18 protein-coding genes are annotated in these 15,830 nt (G+C 66.5%); 13 read left to right on the top strand and 5 right to left on the bottom strand.

What is annotated here, in order from left to right; genetic code table 11:
• The first annotated feature begins 422 nt into the window (after positions 1-422).
• The gene (locus G6N15_RS16775; protein ID WP_083087731.1) at positions 423-722 is read left to right on the top strand and encodes a hypothetical protein; all 300 of its coding nucleotides are present in this window, start codon (positions 423-425) and stop codon (positions 720-722) included.
• Positions 723-737: 15 nt separating this feature from the next.
• On the opposite strand, the gene G6N15_RS16780 is transcribed toward G6N15_RS16775, so the two are convergent.
• Positions 738-1,784: a diacylglycerol/lipid kinase family protein gene (locus G6N15_RS16780; RefSeq protein ID WP_083087732.1), complete on the bottom strand. Its 1,047-nt coding sequence runs from the start codon at positions 1,782-1,784 to the stop codon at positions 738-740.
• 124 nt (positions 1,785-1,908) lie between these two features.
• Between G6N15_RS16780 and G6N15_RS16785 the strand changes: the two genes are divergently transcribed.
• A complete protein-coding gene (locus tag G6N15_RS16785) occupies positions 1,909-2,787 on the top strand; it encodes an oxidoreductase (RefSeq protein ID WP_083087733.1) in 879 nt (292 codons plus the stop codon).
• Between the two features lie 4 nt (positions 2,788-2,791).
• Here the strand turns inward: G6N15_RS16785 and G6N15_RS16790 are convergent, their stop codons facing one another.
• On the bottom strand, positions 2,792-3,313 hold the full coding sequence (locus G6N15_RS16790) for an amino-acid N-acetyltransferase (protein WP_139797837.1): 522 nt from the start codon (positions 3,311-3,313) through the stop codon (positions 2,792-2,794).
• A 57-nt stretch (positions 3,314-3,370) separates the two neighbouring features.
• Here G6N15_RS16790 and pgsA point away from each other — a divergent pair, with 57 nt between their 5' ends.
• From pgsA to pspM, 4 genes are all read left to right on the top strand, one after another.
• Positions 3,371-3,961 carry a CDP-diacylglycerol--glycerol-3-phosphate 3-phosphatidyltransferase gene (gene pgsA, locus G6N15_RS16795; protein ID WP_197910670.1) on the top strand — a complete coding sequence of 197 codons (591 nt, stop codon included), beginning with the start codon at positions 3,371-3,373 and terminating at the stop codon, positions 3,959-3,961.
• Positions 3,962-4,057: 96 nt separating this feature from the next.
• A complete protein-coding gene (clgR, locus tag G6N15_RS16800) occupies positions 4,058-4,384 on the top strand; it encodes a transcriptional regulator ClgR (protein ID WP_083087736.1) in 327 nt (108 codons plus the stop codon).
• Between the two features lie 119 nt (positions 4,385-4,503).
• Positions 4,504-5,331, top strand: a complete 828-nt coding sequence (gene pspA / locus G6N15_RS16805; RefSeq protein WP_083087737.1) for a phage shock protein PspA — start codon at positions 4,504-4,506, stop codon at positions 5,329-5,331.
• 16 nt (positions 5,332-5,347) lie between these two features.
• Complete coding sequence (gene pspM / locus G6N15_RS16810) at positions 5,348-6,178, top strand: phage shock envelope stress response protein PspM (RefSeq protein WP_083087738.1); 831 nt, start codon at positions 5,348-5,350, stop codon at positions 6,176-6,178.
• Positions 6,179-6,191: 13 nt separating this feature from the next.
• On the opposite strand, the gene G6N15_RS16815 is transcribed toward pspM, so the two are convergent.
• Both G6N15_RS16815 and G6N15_RS16820 read right to left on the bottom strand, forming a co-directional pair.
• The gene (locus G6N15_RS16815) at positions 6,192-7,277 is read right to left on the bottom strand and encodes an IS630 family transposase (protein ID WP_083090144.1); all 1,086 of its coding nucleotides are present in this window, start codon (positions 7,275-7,277) and stop codon (positions 6,192-6,194) included.
• Positions 7,278-7,319: 42 nt separating this feature from the next.
• Positions 7,320-7,745 carry a limonene-1,2-epoxide hydrolase gene (locus G6N15_RS16820; RefSeq protein WP_083090097.1) on the bottom strand — a complete coding sequence of 142 codons (426 nt, stop codon included), beginning with the start codon at positions 7,743-7,745 and terminating at the stop codon, positions 7,320-7,322.
• Between the two features lie 42 nt (positions 7,746-7,787).
• Here G6N15_RS16820 and G6N15_RS16825 point away from each other — a divergent pair, with 42 nt between their 5' ends.
• From G6N15_RS16825 to G6N15_RS16850, 6 genes are all read left to right on the top strand, one after another.
• Positions 7,788-8,954 (top strand): glycosyltransferase, encoded by a 1,167-nt coding sequence (locus tag G6N15_RS16825; protein WP_083090098.1) that lies wholly within the window; start codon positions 7,788-7,790, stop codon positions 8,952-8,954.
• A gap of 10 nt (positions 8,955-8,964) precedes the next feature.
• Positions 8,965-9,159: a DUF3046 domain-containing protein gene (locus tag G6N15_RS16830; RefSeq protein ID WP_083090099.1), complete on the top strand. Its 195-nt coding sequence runs from the start codon at positions 8,965-8,967 to the stop codon at positions 9,157-9,159.
• 295 nt (positions 9,160-9,454) lie between these two features.
• Positions 9,455-10,495: a recombinase RecA gene (gene recA / locus G6N15_RS16835; RefSeq protein WP_083090100.1), complete on the top strand. Its 1,041-nt coding sequence runs from the start codon at positions 9,455-9,457 to the stop codon at positions 10,493-10,495.
• The gene (gene recX, locus G6N15_RS16840) at positions 10,461-10,982 is read left to right on the top strand and encodes a recombination regulator RecX (protein ID WP_083090101.1); all 522 of its coding nucleotides are present in this window, start codon (positions 10,461-10,463) and stop codon (positions 10,980-10,982) included. The genes recA and recX overlap by 35 nt, the downstream gene beginning before the upstream one ends.
• A 35-nt stretch (positions 10,983-11,017) precedes the next feature.
• Positions 11,018-12,538, top strand: coding sequence for a tRNA (N6-isopentenyl adenosine(37)-C2)-methylthiotransferase MiaB (gene miaB / locus G6N15_RS16845; protein ID WP_083090102.1), 1,521 nt, complete (start codon positions 11,018-11,020; stop codon positions 12,536-12,538).
• Entirely contained in the window at positions 12,535-13,146 is a 612-nt protein-coding gene (locus G6N15_RS16850; protein ID WP_083090103.1) for an Rv2732c family membrane protein, read from the top strand. The genes miaB and G6N15_RS16850 overlap by 4 nt, the downstream gene beginning before the upstream one ends.
• Here the strand turns inward: G6N15_RS16850 and G6N15_RS16855 are convergent.
• Positions 13,143-14,471 (bottom strand): DUF349 domain-containing protein, encoded by a 1,329-nt coding sequence (locus tag G6N15_RS16855; protein ID WP_163748115.1) that lies wholly within the window; start codon positions 14,469-14,471, stop codon positions 13,143-13,145. The two genes, G6N15_RS16850 and G6N15_RS16855, sit on opposite strands and share 4 nt — an antisense overlap.
• A gap of 327 nt (positions 14,472-14,798) precedes the next feature.
• Between G6N15_RS16855 and G6N15_RS16860 the strand changes: the two genes are divergently transcribed.
• Positions 14,799-15,788, top strand: coding sequence for a DMT family transporter (locus G6N15_RS16860; RefSeq protein WP_139797756.1), 990 nt, complete (start codon positions 14,799-14,801; stop codon positions 15,786-15,788).
• Positions 15,789-15,830 lie beyond the last annotated feature (42 nt).

The following is a 15,830-nucleotide window of genomic DNA, read 5'->3' on the forward strand; positions in this document are numbered from 1 at the left end:
TAGATACGGGAATACTGAGGTACGGAGCTACTAATGCCAGTATTTAATGACAATTCCTCGGAAGCGACGCTGTAGGCAAGTCCCCGGTGGCTGCCATGAAAAGCTGCGCAAATTCAATCTGGACTTATTCTGTGATTTATATCATCACAATTCCGGTGCTTTAGCAATCGTTTACGCTACTGCGCAAACTATTGGCTAAATCCAGTGCTCGCATCCGCTGAAGTAGGCGGCATCACTGCGCTGGGACGCAGCCCTGCGGCCCCCGGCTCCGTCGCGGAAGGGTCGCCGCACGCGGAAGGCCGGCCTGTCGCCCATCCAGCGAGCCGGGCCCATCGGGCTCTTCCTATCATTCATGATCTACGGACACACTGAACTGATATACTGACATACTGATGTCACTGTCGCTCAGGGGAGGTCACCACATGAACGCCGACGCCGACCGGTCGCGAACCCACGCTGCCAGACCACTGACTCCCGCCGTTGCCGCGGCGCCAACCGAACCCGTCATCCTCGGCCGAACACGTGTCACGAAAACACGCCGAACCGTCGACCTTTCACCTGCCCAGCACCGCGCCCTCGATATCTGGCAGCGCGACGCCGCCGACCGGCTCGGAGTCGCCCGCGTCACCGGACAAGAGGTGCTCTCCGCGCTCGTCGACCAACTACTGAGCGATCCCAAACTGTCCGCCCAGATCACCCGCAGCATCCGGGATCGGCGCTGAGCTCACGGCGCGTCGCTACGGTTCGGTGGCGCGGGACGTCCGGGTTGCCCCGGGCCGAAGCCGGGCCGTTGATGCGGTGACCTGAGCAACGCGGATCCGCGGCCCCGCCCGCGCCGTGAGCTTGACGATTCCGGCGAAACGCTCACCGTCGATGATCGGCGACAGCGGCTCGTCCTCGGCCTCGACGCTCATCTCGCGGCCGTTGACGTCGCGCACCCCAGACCCGTGGACCGTACCGTTGGTGAGCGCCGCGGGAAGCTGAACAGCGATCAGCGATGGTCGCAACTCTCCGGCTTGGAAATGCAGCGCACCAGGTGCGGAGGCCTTCGGGAAGAGCCGGAATGGACCGCCGATCCTGAGGTCGATCGCGCCGGCATGCAGCAGCCTGTGTGCGCGCGTCGGGAGCTCCTCGCCGTCGATGGCGACACGGGCGTGGGTCGGCACGAACAGTTCAGATGCCCAGTTCTCTCTGTTCATGCGCCGGGGAGCGACCTTGCCGGTGATGTAGTCGCCGAACAAGCGACCGATCACTCGGGCGACGGCCGCGCGGCCATGCTCGGGGTTGGCGTAGTACTTGTCGTAGAACCGGTTGCCGACGCCGCCGGCGGCGAGCCCGAAGCAGATGCGGTGGAAGCTTGCGCCGTCCGCGGTTTCACCGTCCAGTTGCAGTGTGTCGAGCCACATTTCGGGCAGCGGCTGATCGGTCTCGGCAGCCGTCGCCAGTGCGCGAATAATCGCATCGGCTCGCCCGCGCACTCGCGCCTTGCGTGCGACAGCGTTGACGCTGCCGTTGTTGGTCGGCACAAATGTCGGCCAGCGTTGCGGATCGGCCTCGCATCGTTGCACCTCGTTGATCAACCAGTGCAGCGCCCCATCGCCTCCGTCGCCGACCAGGTGGGTGACCCGCGGATAGAGCTGTTCGATGACCTCGCGGAGGTCCTCGACGGAGGCGGTTTCATGCACTTCGCCCCACCGGCCGACGATGCGACGCAGCTCGGCACTGCGACCAGCCGCCGCACGATTCTTTCGTGCCAGCGGATTGACGACGACGCCTAGATACATTGCCAGCGACGATACCGGGCGGCTCATGTTGGCCAGGGAGACGTCTGGGACCGCTTCACGCGGGCTGGCTCGAGGCGTTAATCCCGGTCTGAACCCCTCGCAACGCCGGATTATGGTGTCTGCCATGGCTGATTGGACCGCAGCAGAGCTGCCCTCGTTCGCCGGGTGCACCGCCATCATCACCGGCGCCAACAGCGGCCTTGGCGAGGTGACTGCCCGCGAGCTGGCCAGGGTCGGCGCCCACGTCATCCTGGCGGTGCGTGACGTGCGAAAGGGTGAAGCCGCTGCACAGAAGATGGCCGGCGCCACCGGAAAAGCCGAGGTCCGTCAACTCGACTTGCAGGACCTGTCGTCGGTGCGTCGCTTCGCCGACGACATCGATCACGCCGACGTCTTGATCAACAACGCCGGCGTCATGGCCGTCGACTACGCGCTGACCGCCGACGGCTTCGAGCGCCATATCGGAACCAATCACCTCGGTCATTTCGCGTTGACCAACTTGCTGCTGCCCAAGCTCACCGACCGGGCGGTGACCGTGTCGTCGCTGATGCACATGTTCGGCTACATCAGCCTGAAAGACCTGAACTGGCGGTCCCGGCCGTATTCGAGGTGGCTGGCGTACAGCCAGTCGAAACTCGCGAACCTGTTGTTCACCAGCGAGCTGCAGCGGCGCCTGGACAGCGTCGGCTCCTCGGTGCGCGCGCTGGCCGCCCACCCGGGGTGGTCGCACACCAACCTGCAGGGCCGGTCCGGGCGCAAGGTGAGCGACGCGGTGGTCCTGACGGTCGACCGCGTGGTGTCCACCGACGCCGACTTCGGCGCCCGCCAAACGTTGTACGCGGTCTCGCAGGATCTGCCGGGCGACACCTACGTCGGCCCGCAATTCGGACTCTACGGCCGCACCCAGCCGACCTGGCGCAGCTGGCCGGCCAAGCGAGCAAGCACCGCCGCCGCACTTTGGGAGCTGTCCGAGCGGCTCACCGATACCAAATTTCCGCTCTGAGCCCTCAGAGAATCAACAGCATCCGCGAGTTGCCCAGGATGTTCGGCTTGACATAGCTCAGGTCCAGAAACTCCGCCACGCCCAAGTCGTAGGAGCGGCACATCTCCTCGTACACCTCGGCGGTCACCGGCGTGCCCTCGATCTCGGTGAAACCGTGCCGGCTGAAGAACTCGGTTTCGAAAGTCAGCACGAACAGCCGCTTCAGTTCCAACTCGCGCGCCACCGCGATGAGACGGTCCACGATCGCGTGGCCGATACCGCGACCAGTCATATCGGGATGCACTGCGACAGTGCGTATTTCGCCCAGATCGGACCACAAGACATGCAGTGCGCCGCAGCCGATCACCTCGCCGTCGTGTTCGGCCACCCAGAACTCCTGGATCGCCTCGTACAGCGTCACGAGGTTCTTTTCCAGCAAGATTTTCCCGGCATACGTGTCGACCAGCTGCTTGATCGCCGGAACGTCCGAGGTTCGCGCGCGCCGGACCACGACTCGATCGTCGGGTGAACTTCCCGCTGGCTCCACGGGTGCACAGTATCGACATTTGGGACGTGCCAGCTGGGCACCCGTTATTCTGATGCGGTGACGGGACAGCCTCAAACCGGTCCCACGGTACGGCGGGTCCGTGTCACCAACGTCGCCAACATGCTGACCGGTTTGCGGCTGGTCCTGGTTCCCATCTTCGTGCTCGCCCTGCTCGCCGGCGACGGTCATGACACCACCAGCCGCGTCGCAGCTTTTGTCATCTTCGCCGTAGCTGTCATCACTGACCGGTTCGACGGTGCGCTGGCCCGCACCTACGGCATGGTGACCGAATTGGGCACGCTGGCCGATCCGATCGCAGACAAGGCGCTCATCGGCGCAGCGCTGATCGGCCTTTCGACGCTTGGTGACCTGCCGTGGTGGGTGACCGTGGTGATCCTGGTGCGCGAGGTCGCGGTGACAGTGCTGCGCTTCGCCGTGCTGCGGCGAGGTGTTATTCCGGCCAGCTGGGGCGGCAAACTCAAGACGCTCGTTCAGGCGGTGGCGATCGGCTTGTTCGTCCTACCGCTTTCGGGTTCATGGTTGGTGGCGGCGACGGCAGTGATGGGCGTCGCGGTCGTGCTGACCGTGGTCACCGGCGTGGACTATATCGCGTCGGCCGCCAGGGAAGTTCGTTACACGACCCGCTGACCACGGGTGACGCCGGCGGGGAACCACGCTGCGGCGGTCGGCGTTGAGGTTAGTGACCGCTGCGAATCACCGACCACCCGGACGAAGGAGAGCGCGATGGCGTCACTGCTACGAGAGGTCATCGGCGACGTGCTGCGCCGGGCGCGGACTTCGCAAGGTCGTACGCTGCGGCAAGTATCCGAATCTGCGCGGGTGAGTCTGGGATATCTGTCCGAGGTCGAGCGCGGCCGCAAGGAGCCCTCAAGTGAACTGCTGAACGCGATCTGTGACGCGCTGGACGTTCCGTTGTCGGAGGTGCTCATCGACGCCGGTGAGCGGATGGCAGCCCACGAGCGTGCGGCTGTTCCGAACACTGCCAGCGCCGCCAACATCGATGCGAGCACCAAGGTTGTCATCCCACCGGTGTCGTTGGCGGTGGCCTGACCCGTCGGTGTTTGGCTTATGCGCAACACGGGTGGGGCAATCGGTGCTGAACCGATAAATTGAGCAGCAGGTAGGCCGGCAATCCTCGGCGCACCTCGACACGAAGGCGGAGCTAACCCATGGCCAATCCGTTCGTCAAAGCGTGGAAGTACCTCATGGCGCTGTTCAACGCCAGGATCGATGAGTACGCCGATCCCAAGGTGCAGATCCAGCAGGCCATAGAGGAAGCCCAGCGCCAGCACCAGGCACTGACGCAGCAGGCGGCGCAGGTGATCGGCAACCAGCGTCAACTCGAGATGCGGCTCAACCGCCAGCTCGCCGACGTGGAGAAGCTTCAGGTCAACGTGCGCCAAGCGCTGGCTCTGGCCGACCAGGCCACGGCCGCCGGCGACACCGCCAAGGCCACCGAGTACAACAACGCTGCCGAAGCGTTTGCGGCGCAGCTGGTCACGGCAGAGCAGAGTGTCGAGGACCTCAAGGCGTTGCACGACCAGGCGCTGCAAGCCGCCGCCCAGGCCAAGAAGGCGGTCGAGCAGAACGCGATGGTGCTACAGCAGAAGATCGCCGAGCGCACCAAGCTGCTCAGTCAGCTCGAGCAGGCCAAGATGCAAGAACAGGTCAGCGCGTCGCTGCGGTCGATGAGCGAGCTTGCCGCGCCTGGCAATACACCGAACCTCGACGAGGTGCGCGACAAGATTGAACGTCGGTACGCCAACGCGGTCGGTGCAGCCGAATTGGCGCAGAGCACGGTTACGGGCCGCATGCTCGAAGTCGAGCAGGCCAGCGTGCAGATGGCCGGTCACCAGCGCCTCGAACAGATTCGGGCGTCGATGCGTGGTGAGGCCTTGCCCGCTGGCGGGGCGTCCGGCGGCGCTGCTGCAGGCAGCCCTGCCACCTCTGCCGCAGCTTCGGAACCGACCGCGGAAAAGCCCATCGGCCAGAATTAAGCGGAAGGTCGGCACCATGGCGGTGAAGTCGGGTCAGCGGGTCGCGGGCAGCGGACAGTGGCGCACGCTGTTGCAGCGTGGTTTCGACACCGCCAACGAGCTTTCTGATTTGGTTGCGCAGAAGATCAGCGCGGTGACCGATCCGCGTGCGCGGCTGCTGCGGCGGCGCCGCCGTGCACTGCGCTGGGCCGTGATATTCGGTGTCGCATCGGTGTTTTGGGCAGTGGTGACGGTGTTGCTGGCTGCCTGGGGTTGGTTCGTGGCGCTGCTGGTGGTCACCGGCTCGGTCGCGGCGGGTTCGGCGATACCGGCGACGCTTCTGCTGTTGCGCTACCGCTGGCTGCGCTCGTTGCCGTTGCCGACACAGCGGCCCGCCAGCGCGCGGCGGCTGCCGCCACCGGGCTCGGCGGCGCGACCCGCGATGCATGCGCTTGGTGCATCCGAGCGCGGCTTCCTTTCTTTACTGGGTGTCATGGAGCGTGGCAATATACTGCCTGCCAACGAGATTCGTGAGCTGGCCGTTGCGGGCAAGCAGACTTCCGCTGCCATGTCGGCTACCGCGGCCGAGGTGGTGGCGATGGAGCGAACCGCGAACTTCAGCCCGCAGTCGCGGTCGTATCTGGTGCCCACGATCAACGCGTTCACCGCGCAGTTGAGCGCCGGTGTGCGTCAGTACAACGAAATGGTTACTGCTGCAGCGCAATTGGTGTCGTCGGCGAACGGAGGGACGACGGCCGCGTCTCCGGCGTCGCAGCAACGCTATCGCGATGAGCTCACCGAGGCGACCGATCGCTTGATCGGCTGGGCGCAGGCGTTCGACGAACTGGGTGGGGTGCCGCGGGTCTAGCGGCTTCGCGCGCCTAGTGTCCTGAGTCATTAATTCGTTTGCAGTAGTTGGCAACGGATTCAAGGATTTGGTCGGCGGTCTTGGTCCAGACGTAGGGCTTGGGGTCGTCGTTCCAGTTCTCGATCCACGCGCGGATGTCGGCATTGAGTTGCCGCACCGAGGTGTGGGCACCGCGGCGCAGTTTCTTGGTGGTCAGTTCGGCGAACCAGCGCTCGACCAGGTTGAGCCACGATGAGCTGGTTGGGGTGAAGTGCAGCACAAAGCGCGGATGGTTTGTCAGCCAACGCTTCACCGCGGGCGTCTTGTGGGTGGATGCGTTGTCGAGCACGACGTGGCAGTCCAGATCGGCGGGCACCTCGGCGTCGATCTTCTTGAGGAACGCCAGGAACTCCTGGGAGCGGTGGCGGGCGTGCAGTGAGCCGATGATCTTGCCGGTGGCGAGGTCCAGGGCTGCATAAAGGCTCGAGGTGCCGTGACGGACGTAGTCGTGGGTGGCGCGTGCCGGGGTGCCCGGCAGCATCGGGAAAACCGGTGCGGTGCGGTTGAGTGCCTGGATCTGGGTCTTCTCGTCCACACACAAGACCATCGCTCGTTCCGGCGGATCGAGGTACAGCCCGACGATGTCGCGGACCTTGGCGACGAAGAGCGGGTCCTTGGACAGCTTCCACGAATCCTGTTTGTGCGGAGCCAATCCGAAGGCCCGCCACACCCGAGAGACCATCGACTGCGACAGGCCCAGGTGCTCGGCCATCGATCGGGTCGACCAGTGCGTGGCATCAGCTGGACTGGACTCCAACGTCGCGGTGATCAGCACCTCGATTTGCTCGTCACCCACCACCCGGGGCCGGCCCGGTCGAGGTTCGTCGAGCAGTCCGTCGCACCGCTTCTCTGCGAACCGATTGCGCCACTTGCGGATCGTGTTCCGATCCAATTCCAACCTGTCTGCAAGCTCGACATTGGATCCACCATCGGCGGCAGCCAGCACGATCCTGGCTCGAAGGGCCAACCCGGCGGCACTCTTGCGCCGCCGCACCCAGCTCTCCAACTCGGCGCGTTCATCCTTGGTCAACACGATCTGCGCGGCATGCGGTGACGGCATCACCCATACTAACAAGAACCCACGAATTAATGACTCAGGACACTAGAACGACGGACGCAGCGACGGGAACACGGTGGCTGCCAGCCCGCGCACCGTCGCCTTGAGCATGTCGTAGAGGTCGAAGTAGTCGCGCCACAATGTGATTCGCCCATTGTGGACCTCGAAGACGCCGCACACCCAGAACTGCAGCCGCAGTGGGCCGAAGATCAGCGCGTCGGTGCGTTCGGTGAGCACCGCGGCGCCGTCGGATGCGATCCGGTGGATCTTGACTTCGAACCGGGCGCGGCCCTGCATGCTTCGGAACAGCTTCATCGTCCTGTCACGGCCGTAGATGGTGGGCAGTCCGACGTTCTGGTAGACCAAGTCGTCGTCCAACACTGCGCCTGCGGTGTCGAAGTCTTCGTCTTGCAGCGCGTAGAGGAACACTTCGACCGTGCGGGTGTTGTCGACAGTGGTCGGTTCAGTCATGGACGTCAGCCTAGAGCTTCGCCGCTGTGGCAGGGTAGGGAAGTGCGAGTCGCCGTGGTCGCCGGCCCGGATCCCGGGCACTCGTTTCCCGCGATTGCGCTGTGCCAACGCTTCCTGGCCGCGGGTGACACGCCGATCTTGCTGACCGGAACCGAATGGCTCGGCACCGCCCGGGCAGCCGGCGTCGACGCCGCCGAGCTGGAGGGGCTTGAGCCCACCGCGGCAGACGACGACCGTGATGCCGGGGCCAAGATTCACCAGCGGGCGGCGCGGATGGCGGTGCTCAACGTTCCGCAGTTGCGGGAGCTGGCCGTCGATTTGGTGGTATCCGACGTCATCACCGCCTGCGGCGGTATGGCGGCCGAACTGCTGGCAGTCCCGTGGATCGAACTCAATCCCCATCCGCTGTACCTGCCGTCCAAAGGGCTGCCGCCGGTCGGCAGCGGGCTGGCGGCCGGGACCGGCCTGCAGGGGCGGCTTCGCGATGCCGTATTGCGGTCGCTCACGGCGCGATCGTGGCGCGCCGGGTTGCGCCAGCGAGCGGCGGCCCGGGTAGGCATCGGCCTGCCGGCGCGTGACCTCGGACCGTTGCGCCGACTGATCGCCACGCTGCCCGCGTTGGAGGTGCCGCGCCCGGACTGGCCGGCCGAGGCCGTCGTGGTGGGCCCGTTGCACTTCGAGCCGACCGACCACGTGCTGCCGATCCCGCCCGGCTCCGGACCGGTTGTGGTGATAGCGCCGTCGACGGCGCTGACCGGTACGCGGGGAATGGCACAGGTCGCGTTGGACTGCCTGGTCCCTGGCACGGGGTTGCCTGCCGGCGCGCGGATCGTGGTGTCGCGGCTCAACGGTCCGGATCTGACGGTGCCGCCGTGGGCCGTGGTCGGCCTGGGACGCCAAGACGAATTGCTCGCGCATGCCGACGTGGTGGTGTGCGGTGGCGGGCATGGGATGGTGGCCAAGACGCTGCTGGCGGGCGTGCCGCTAGTCACGGTGCCCGGCGGCGGCGACCAGTGGGAGATCGCTAATCGCGTCGTGCGCCAGGGCAGCGGGCTCTTGGTTCGGCCGCTGACCGCCGAGGGGTTGGTCGCAGCGGTAGGTGAGGTGCTGTCCTCGCCGCGTTTCCGTGAGGCGGCGCGACAGGCTGCGGCCGGCGTGGCTGACGTCGCCGATCCGGTGCAGGTGTGTCATCAAGCGCTGGCTGGGTAGTTTGACGAATGTGCGGTTGACGGAGTTCCACGAGTTGGTCACGGTGCGCTTCGGCGCTGCCTACGGGGCCTCGGTGCTGGTCGACCACGTGCTTGCCGCCCTGGATGGGCGCACCGCCGCCCAGGCGATCGAGGACGGCGTGGATCCGCGGGATGTATGGCGGGCGCTGTGCATCGACTTCGACGTCCCGCGCGAGCAGTGGTGAGGCTGGCATCGGTGTCTCCGGCGCTTCGTTGAATCGAGTCTGCGTCCACGGCGTCGAGACTGCACGTAATAGCGGTCGGCTCGGCGAAATGCCGCTGTCACCGCAGACTCGATGCGAAGACCGCAGGCTCGACATCTGCTTGCATCTCTCCTTCGGCGCGCCTACTTGCTGTCGAACACACGTTCGTTACTGTGGTGAGCGTACGAAGACGTCGACTTGTCGGTGGGCTGTTCTAGCGTCACGGCCACTGACCAACACCGGTCAACCGAACACCGACTACAGGAGAGGCATCATCATGACGCAAGCCCCGGACCGGGAGAAAGCTCTCGAGCTGGCGATGGCCCAGATCGAGAAGAGTTACGGCAAAGGTTCGGTGATGCGCCTCGGCGACGAGGTGCGTCAACCGATCTCGGTCATCCCGACTGGATCCATCGCACTGGACGTGGCGCTGGGCATCGGCGGTCTGCCGCGCGGACGGATCGTGGAGATCTACGGCCCGGAGTCCTCGGGTAAGACCACCGTCGCGCTGCATGCGGTGGCCAACGCCCAGGCCGCGGGTGGCATCGCGGCGTTCATCGACGCCGAGCACGCACTGGATCCCGAGTACGCCAAGAGGCTGGGGGTGGACACCGACTCGCTCCTGGTCAGCCAGCCCGACACCGGTGAACAGGCGCTCGAGATCGCCGACATGCTGATCCGCTCCGGCGCGCTGGACATCCTGGTTGTCGATTCGGTGGCCGCACTGGTGCCACGCGCCGAAATCGAAGGCGAGATGGGTGACAGCCACGTCGGCCTGCAGGCCCGGCTGATGAGCCAGGCGATGCGGAAAATGACTGGCGCGCTTAGTAATTCGGGCACCACGGCGATATTCATCAACCAGCTTCGGGAGAAGGTCGGCGTGATGTTCGGTTCTCCCGAAACGACTACGGGCGGAAAGGCGTTGAAGTTCTACTCTTCAGTGCGCCTGGATGTCAGGCGGATCGAGACGCTCAAGGACGGCACCGAAGCGGTCGGTAACCGCACCCGGGTCAAGGTCGTCAAGAACAAGGTGTCGCCACCGTTCAAGCAGGCCGAGTTCGACATCCTCTACGGCAAAGGCATCAGCCGGGAAGGCTCGCTGATCGACATGGGCGTGGACCAGGGCTTCATCCGCAAGTCCGGCTCCTGGTTCACCTATGAGGGCGAGCAGCTCGGGCAGGGCAAGGAGAATGCCCGCGCGTTTCTGGTGGAGAACACCGACGTGGCCAACGAGATCGAGAAGAAAATCAAGGAAAAGCTCGGCATTGGCGCAGTGGTGACCGATGACGACGTCTTGCCCGCACCCGTCGATTTCTGAGCCGTCTCGCGAGGAGCAGGCGCGGGCATTGTGTCTGCGTCTGCTCACCGCGCGGTCCCGTACCCGCGCTGAGCTGGCCGGCCAGCTCGCCAAACGGGGATACCCGGCCGATATCAGCGAGCGGGTACTGGACCGGCTGACCGCCGTCGGACTGGTCGACGACACCGGCTTCGCCGAAAACTGGGTGCATTCCCGGCGAGCCAACGCCGGAAAAGGCAAGCGGGCGCTGGCTGCTGAGCTGCACACCAAGGGCGTCGACAACGACGTGATCACTGCGGTCCTGGGCGGAATCGACGCCGGTGTGGAGCGGGAGCGGGCTGAGCAGCTGGTGCGGTCCAGGTTGCGACGCGAGACCTTGGGCGACGACGATGCGCGGGTGAGTCGGCGGTTGGCGGCCATGCTGGTGCGTCGCGGCTACGACCAAACCTTGGCCTTTGACGTGGTCAGCGCTGAGCTGGCCGCCGAGCGGGAGCGTCGACGGGTGTAGCCGAGCTCCGGCTCCAGCCGCCGTACCATGGGCCCGTGACTTCGACGGCGGCGGACGCGGCGGGCCTGACCGGGCCCGTGTCGGGGTTGGCGCGTACCTACCAAGTACGCACTTACGGCTGTCAGATGAACGTGCACGATTCCGAGCGGTTAGCGGGTTTGCTGGAAGCCGCCGGCTACCTGCGGGCCCCCGAGGGCGCCGACGCCGACGTGGTGGTGTTCAACACGTGCGCCGTCCGGGAGAACGCCGACAACAAGCTCTACGGCAACCTAAGCCACCTGGCGCCCCGCAAGCGGGACAACCCCGACATGCAGATCGCGGTCGGCGGGTGCCTGGCGCAGAAGGACCGAGACGCGCTGGTGCATAAGGCGCCGTGGGTCGATGTGGTCTTCGGCACCCACAACATCGGGTCGCTGCCCACCCTGCTGGAGCGGGCGCGTCACAACAAGGTGGCCCAAGTCGAAATCGCGGAGGCGTTGCAGGTTTTCCCGTCCACCTTGCCGGCGGCACGCGAATCGGCTTATGCGGCTTGGGTTTCCATCTCCGTCGGCTGCAACAACAGCTGCACGTTCTGCATCGTGCCGTCGCTTCGCGGCAAGGAGGTCGACCGCAGCCCGGACGACATCCTCGCCGAGGTGCAGTCGTTGGTCGACGCGGGCGTGCTCGAAATCACGCTGTTGGGCCAGAACGTCAACGCCTACGGGGTCTCGTTCGCCGACCCGCGGTTGCCCCGCAACCGCGGCGCGTTCGCCGAGCTGCTGCGGGCCTGCGGACGCATCGACGGGCTCGAACGGGTCCGCTTCACATCACCGCACCCCGCGGAGTTCACCGACGACGTCATCGACGCGATGGCCGAAACCCCTAACGTCTGCCCGGCTCTGCACATGCCGCTGCAGTCGGGCTCCGACCGTATTTTGCGCGCGATGCGGCGCTCGTATCGCGCCGAGCGTTACCTCGGCATCATCGACCGGGTTCGTGCGGCGATGCCGCACGCCGCCATCACCACTGACGTGATCGTCGGCTTTCCCGGTGAAACCGAGGAGGATTTCGCCGCCACCCTGGAGGTGCTGCAGCGGGTCCGCTTCGCCGGCGCCTTCACCTTCCAGTACTCCAAGCGCCCCGGCACACCGGCCGCCGACCTCGACGGGCAGCTGCCGAAAGACGTTGTGCAAGCGCGCTACCAACGGCTGGTGGCCTTACAGGAGCGGATCGCGCTGGAGGAAAACCGCGCCCAGATCGGCAACACCGTCGAACTGCTCGTCGCCTCCGGCGAAGGCCGCAAGGACAGTCGCACCGAACGGATGAGCGGGCGGGCCCGCGACGGCCGGCTCGTGCACTTCGCACCCGGCGGTCAGCGGGTGCGTCCCGGCGACATCGTCACGACCGTGGTCACCGGCGCTGCGCCGCACCACCTCATCGCAGACGCGGGCATCATCTCGCATCGCCGCACCCGCGCCGGTGACATGTACGAGCAGCGCCCCAGCGGCGTGGGTCTCGGTATGCCCGCCATCGGACGGCCGGCGCCTTCCGTCGAACCCGTCGGGTGCAGCCGATGACCGACGACGAGCACTCAGGTGAGTTCGACGCCTTCCGCTCCGATATCGAAGACGCCGAGCGCCGCATTGCGCGTGAGATCGACCCCGGCGTAAGAGGTTTCATCGTCGCGATCCTGGTGTTCGTGCTGCTGGGCTCGTTCATGCTGCCGCACACCGGTAACGTCCGCGGATGGGATGTGCTCTTCGCCAGCCACGGCGCGGCGGCTGCCGCCCTGGCGTTGCCGTCGCGGGTATTCGGCTGGCTCACACTGGTGTTCGGTGTCGGTTTCTCGATGCTGGCGTTGGTGACCCGGCGATGGGCGTTGGCTTGGGTAGCGCTGGCGGGCTCGGCGGTCGCCAGCGCGGTCGGTCTGCTGGCGGTCTGGTCGCGGCAAACCGTGGCAGCAGGTCACCCGGGACCTGGTGTGGGACTGATCATTTCGTGGATCACCGTAATCGTTTTGACGTTCCACTGGGCACGCGTGGTGTGGTCGCGCACCATCGTTCAGCTCGCCGCCGAGGAACAGCGCCGCCGCGCCGCTGCGCGCCAGCAATCCAAAACGCTGCTGGACAGCCTGGACAACCACGACGAGAACAAACCGCCGGACGCCGGTCGCGAGCAACCCTAAGGCTTGCGGGTCAGCGCGTCGGCGGCTGCCTCAGCCCACTGCCGCCACTGTTCGGCGCTCGCTTTCGCCTCGTCGGCTTCCTTGGTGCGCCCTGCGGCCTCGGCCTTTTGGGCCTGGCGTTCCAATTGCTCAGCGCGGGCGCGGAATTGCTCAGCGCGCGCCTGCGCCTGGGGATCGGCCCAGCCCGAATCGGCAGCGTCGCGCACCTTCTTCTCCACCGCCCGCAGCCGCCGCTCCAACTCGGCGGACCGCTCCCGCGGCACCCTGCCGATCGCATCCCACCGCTCGGTGATCGACCGCAGCGCGGCCCTGGCGGCGTCGGGGTTGCTGGTGTCCACCTTTTCGGCCTCGGCCAGCAGCGATTCTTTGGCGTCGGCGTTGGCGCGCAGTTCGGCGTCCCGCTCGGCGGTGGCGGCGTTGCGCGCCTTGAAGAACGTGTCCTGGGCGGCTTTGAAGCGGCGCCACAGCGTATCGTCGACATCGCGCGCGGCTCGTCCCGCCGCCTTCCATTCCGTCAGCAGCTTGCGGAATTCGGCGCTGGTGGCGCCCCAATCCGTCGACTCGGCGAGTTCTTCGGCGCGCTGGCAGAGCCGCTCCTTGGCCTCGCGGGCCGCGGACCGTTCTCGGTCCAGCTCAGCGAAGTGGGCTCCGCGCCGGCGGTTGAACGTCTCGCGTGCGGCGGCATACCGCTTCCACAGCGCGTCGTCGGTTTTACGGTCCAGCCCGGTGATCGTCTTCCATTCCTCGAGGATCGCCCGCAGCCGGTCGCCCGCGGCTTTCCACTGCGTCGAGTTGGCGGCCAGCTCTTCGGCTTCCGCCGCCAGCGCCTCTTTGCGCGCAGTCTGCGCGGCGCGATGCTCCTCGCGGCGCACGCGCTCGGCGGCGGCGGTGGCCTCGGCTTGCTCGCGGATGGTCGACAGCCGGGCCGCCAGCGCGTCGACGTCGCCGAGCACATTCGCTGTGGGCAACGACTCGGCGAGGGCCGCCGCCGTGGCTTTGATCTTGCGGGCATCACCGGTGCCGGATGCCAGCCGTTCCTCCAGCAATGCGACTTCGGTGCTCAGGTCGTCGAAGCGCCGGCCGAAATGAGCGAACGCGGCTTCGGTGTCGCCGGCCTGCCAGGAACCGATGATGCGCTCGCCCCTGGCGGTGACCAGCCACACGGTGCCGTCGTCGTCGACACGGCCGAACCGGCGTGGATCGCTGACGGGCGTTACCGGGGCGGGGTGCGGGGAGGGTCGGGGTGTCGGTCGGGGGCCGGGACGCGGGCCCGGGCGAGGAACCGGACGGGGCGATTCGTTGCTGCGGGGCTCTTCAGCCGTCATGCGCTACCGTCACCACCCTTCGCGCGGAGTCCTCCGCGCACTTGCCGCGCATCGCGGCGCCATCAGCTACAACCTCGGGAAGGGTACTGCTGACCGGTCCCAACTTTATTGAAGCAGCTTGACGCGCAGCGCGCGCGCACGATTGGTTGCCCGTCCGCCGGTGTGGTGTCCAGTCCAGCCGGCTGTTGTGGGACAGATGTGACACGCGATATCGATGTCGTTCCGCTGCAGCGGCGTCGCGCGCACAATGGAGTCTTCGCGAATCGGTAGGTGAACGGCAAGGAAACGCGGGCGGCCTCGAGCCGCGACAAGTTAAGGGGGTCACCCATCGCGAAGGTGGATATCGCGGCGCTGCTTGCCCTGATCGCGGCCCTGATATCCGGGGCGGGGGATGTGGTTCGCCAGCGGTCTGCGCGGGAGATCACCGACGAACCGGTGGGGCATTGGGAGCTGTTCCGCATGTCGCTGCGCGACGGTCGCTGGTGGTTGGGCGGCGTGGCGGCAGTGGCCAGTTTCGGCTTGCAAGCTGTGGCGTTAGGGCTGGGTTCGGTGGTGTTAGTGCAGGCGCTGCAGGTGACCGCGCTGCTGTTCGCATTGCCGATCAATGCTCGGCTGACCGGCTACCGGGTCACCCGCTGGGAGTGGCTGTGGGCGGCGTTGGTGGCCGGTGCGGTCGCGGTCTTCGTCATCGTCGGTGATCCGACCGCCGGTGTGCAGCGGGGGTCGGCCGATACGTGGACCGTGGTGGCCGCGGTGATGGCGCCGGTCTTGGTGCTGTGTGTGCTGGGGGCGCGGATCTGCTCGGGAGCGGTGGCCGCGGTATTGCTGGCCGTGGTCTCGGCGTCGGCGTGGGCGCTGTTCGCGGTGTTGACCAAGGGCATCGTCGAGGTGCTCGAACGGGGTTTGGGAGCGGTGCTGCGCGCGCCGGAGCTGTATGCCTGGCTGCTGGCGGCCCTGGTCGGCACGGTGTTTCAGCAGTCGTCCTTCCGGGCCAGCGCACTGACCGCCTCGTTGCCGACGATGACGGTGACGGAGCCGGTCGTGGCCTCTGTCCTCGGCGTCGTTGTGCTCGGCGAAACCTTGCAGACCCCCGGACCTGAGATGGTGGTGCTGATAGCGGCGGTGCTCGTGATAATCGCGGCGACCACGGCCCTGGCCCGCGGCGAGGCCGCCACGATGGCCGCCGGCGCCGAAGTGCATCCGGCGCCGTCGTGGGACGGCGGGTTGACAGCGGCTCGTTTCGGCCTCGCGACGGCAGTTGCCGAGAGTGGCGAGCGCAATAGAGTGTTTCTGGGCCGGTCGGGGAACAGTAGATGAACAGTCAGTAAGCGTGACGGCTTCCGGGCCGGACGTCGGCGA

It is taken from the genome of Mycobacterium noviomagense, assembly GCF_010731635.1.
Taxonomy (GTDB): domain Bacteria; phylum Actinomycetota; class Actinomycetes; order Mycobacteriales; family Mycobacteriaceae; genus Mycobacterium; species Mycobacterium noviomagense.

What these genes read in the sequence shown, in the direction of transcription:
- G6N15_RS16775 (WP_083087731.1), top strand. Translation starts at nt 423, where the DNA reads ATGAACGCCGACGCCGACCGGTCGCGAACCCACGCTGCCAGACCACTG.
- G6N15_RS16780 (WP_083087732.1), bottom strand. Translation starts at nt 1,784, where the DNA reads ATGTATCTAGGCGTCGTCGTCAATCCGCTGGCACGAAAGAATCGTGCG.
- G6N15_RS16785 (WP_083087733.1), top strand. Translation starts at nt 1,909, where the DNA reads ATGGCTGATTGGACCGCAGCAGAGCTGCCCTCGTTCGCCGGGTGCACC.
- clgR (WP_083087736.1), top strand. Translation starts at nt 4,058, where the DNA reads ATGGCGTCACTGCTACGAGAGGTCATCGGCGACGTGCTGCGCCGGGCG.
- pspA (WP_083087737.1), top strand. Translation starts at nt 4,504, where the DNA reads ATGGCCAATCCGTTCGTCAAAGCGTGGAAGTACCTCATGGCGCTGTTC.
- pspM (WP_083087738.1), top strand. Translation starts at nt 5,348, where the DNA reads ATGGCGGTGAAGTCGGGTCAGCGGGTCGCGGGCAGCGGACAGTGGCGC.
- G6N15_RS16815 (WP_083090144.1), bottom strand. Translation starts at nt 7,277, where the DNA reads ATGCCGTCACCGCATGCCGCGCAGATCGTGTTGACCAAGGATGAACGC.
- G6N15_RS16820 (WP_083090097.1), bottom strand. Translation starts at nt 7,745, where the DNA reads ATGACTGAACCGACCACTGTCGACAACACCCGCACGGTCGAAGTGTTC.
- recA (WP_083090100.1), top strand. Translation starts at nt 9,455, where the DNA reads ATGACGCAAGCCCCGGACCGGGAGAAAGCTCTCGAGCTGGCGATGGCC.
- recX (WP_083090101.1), top strand. Translation starts at nt 10,461, where the DNA reads ATGACGACGTCTTGCCCGCACCCGTCGATTTCTGAGCCGTCTCGCGAG.
- G6N15_RS16850 (WP_083090103.1), top strand. Translation starts at nt 12,535, where the DNA reads ATGACCGACGACGAGCACTCAGGTGAGTTCGACGCCTTCCGCTCCGAT.
- G6N15_RS16855 (WP_163748115.1), bottom strand. Translation starts at nt 14,471, where the DNA reads ATGACGGCTGAAGAGCCCCGCAGCAACGAATCGCCCCGTCCGGTTCCT.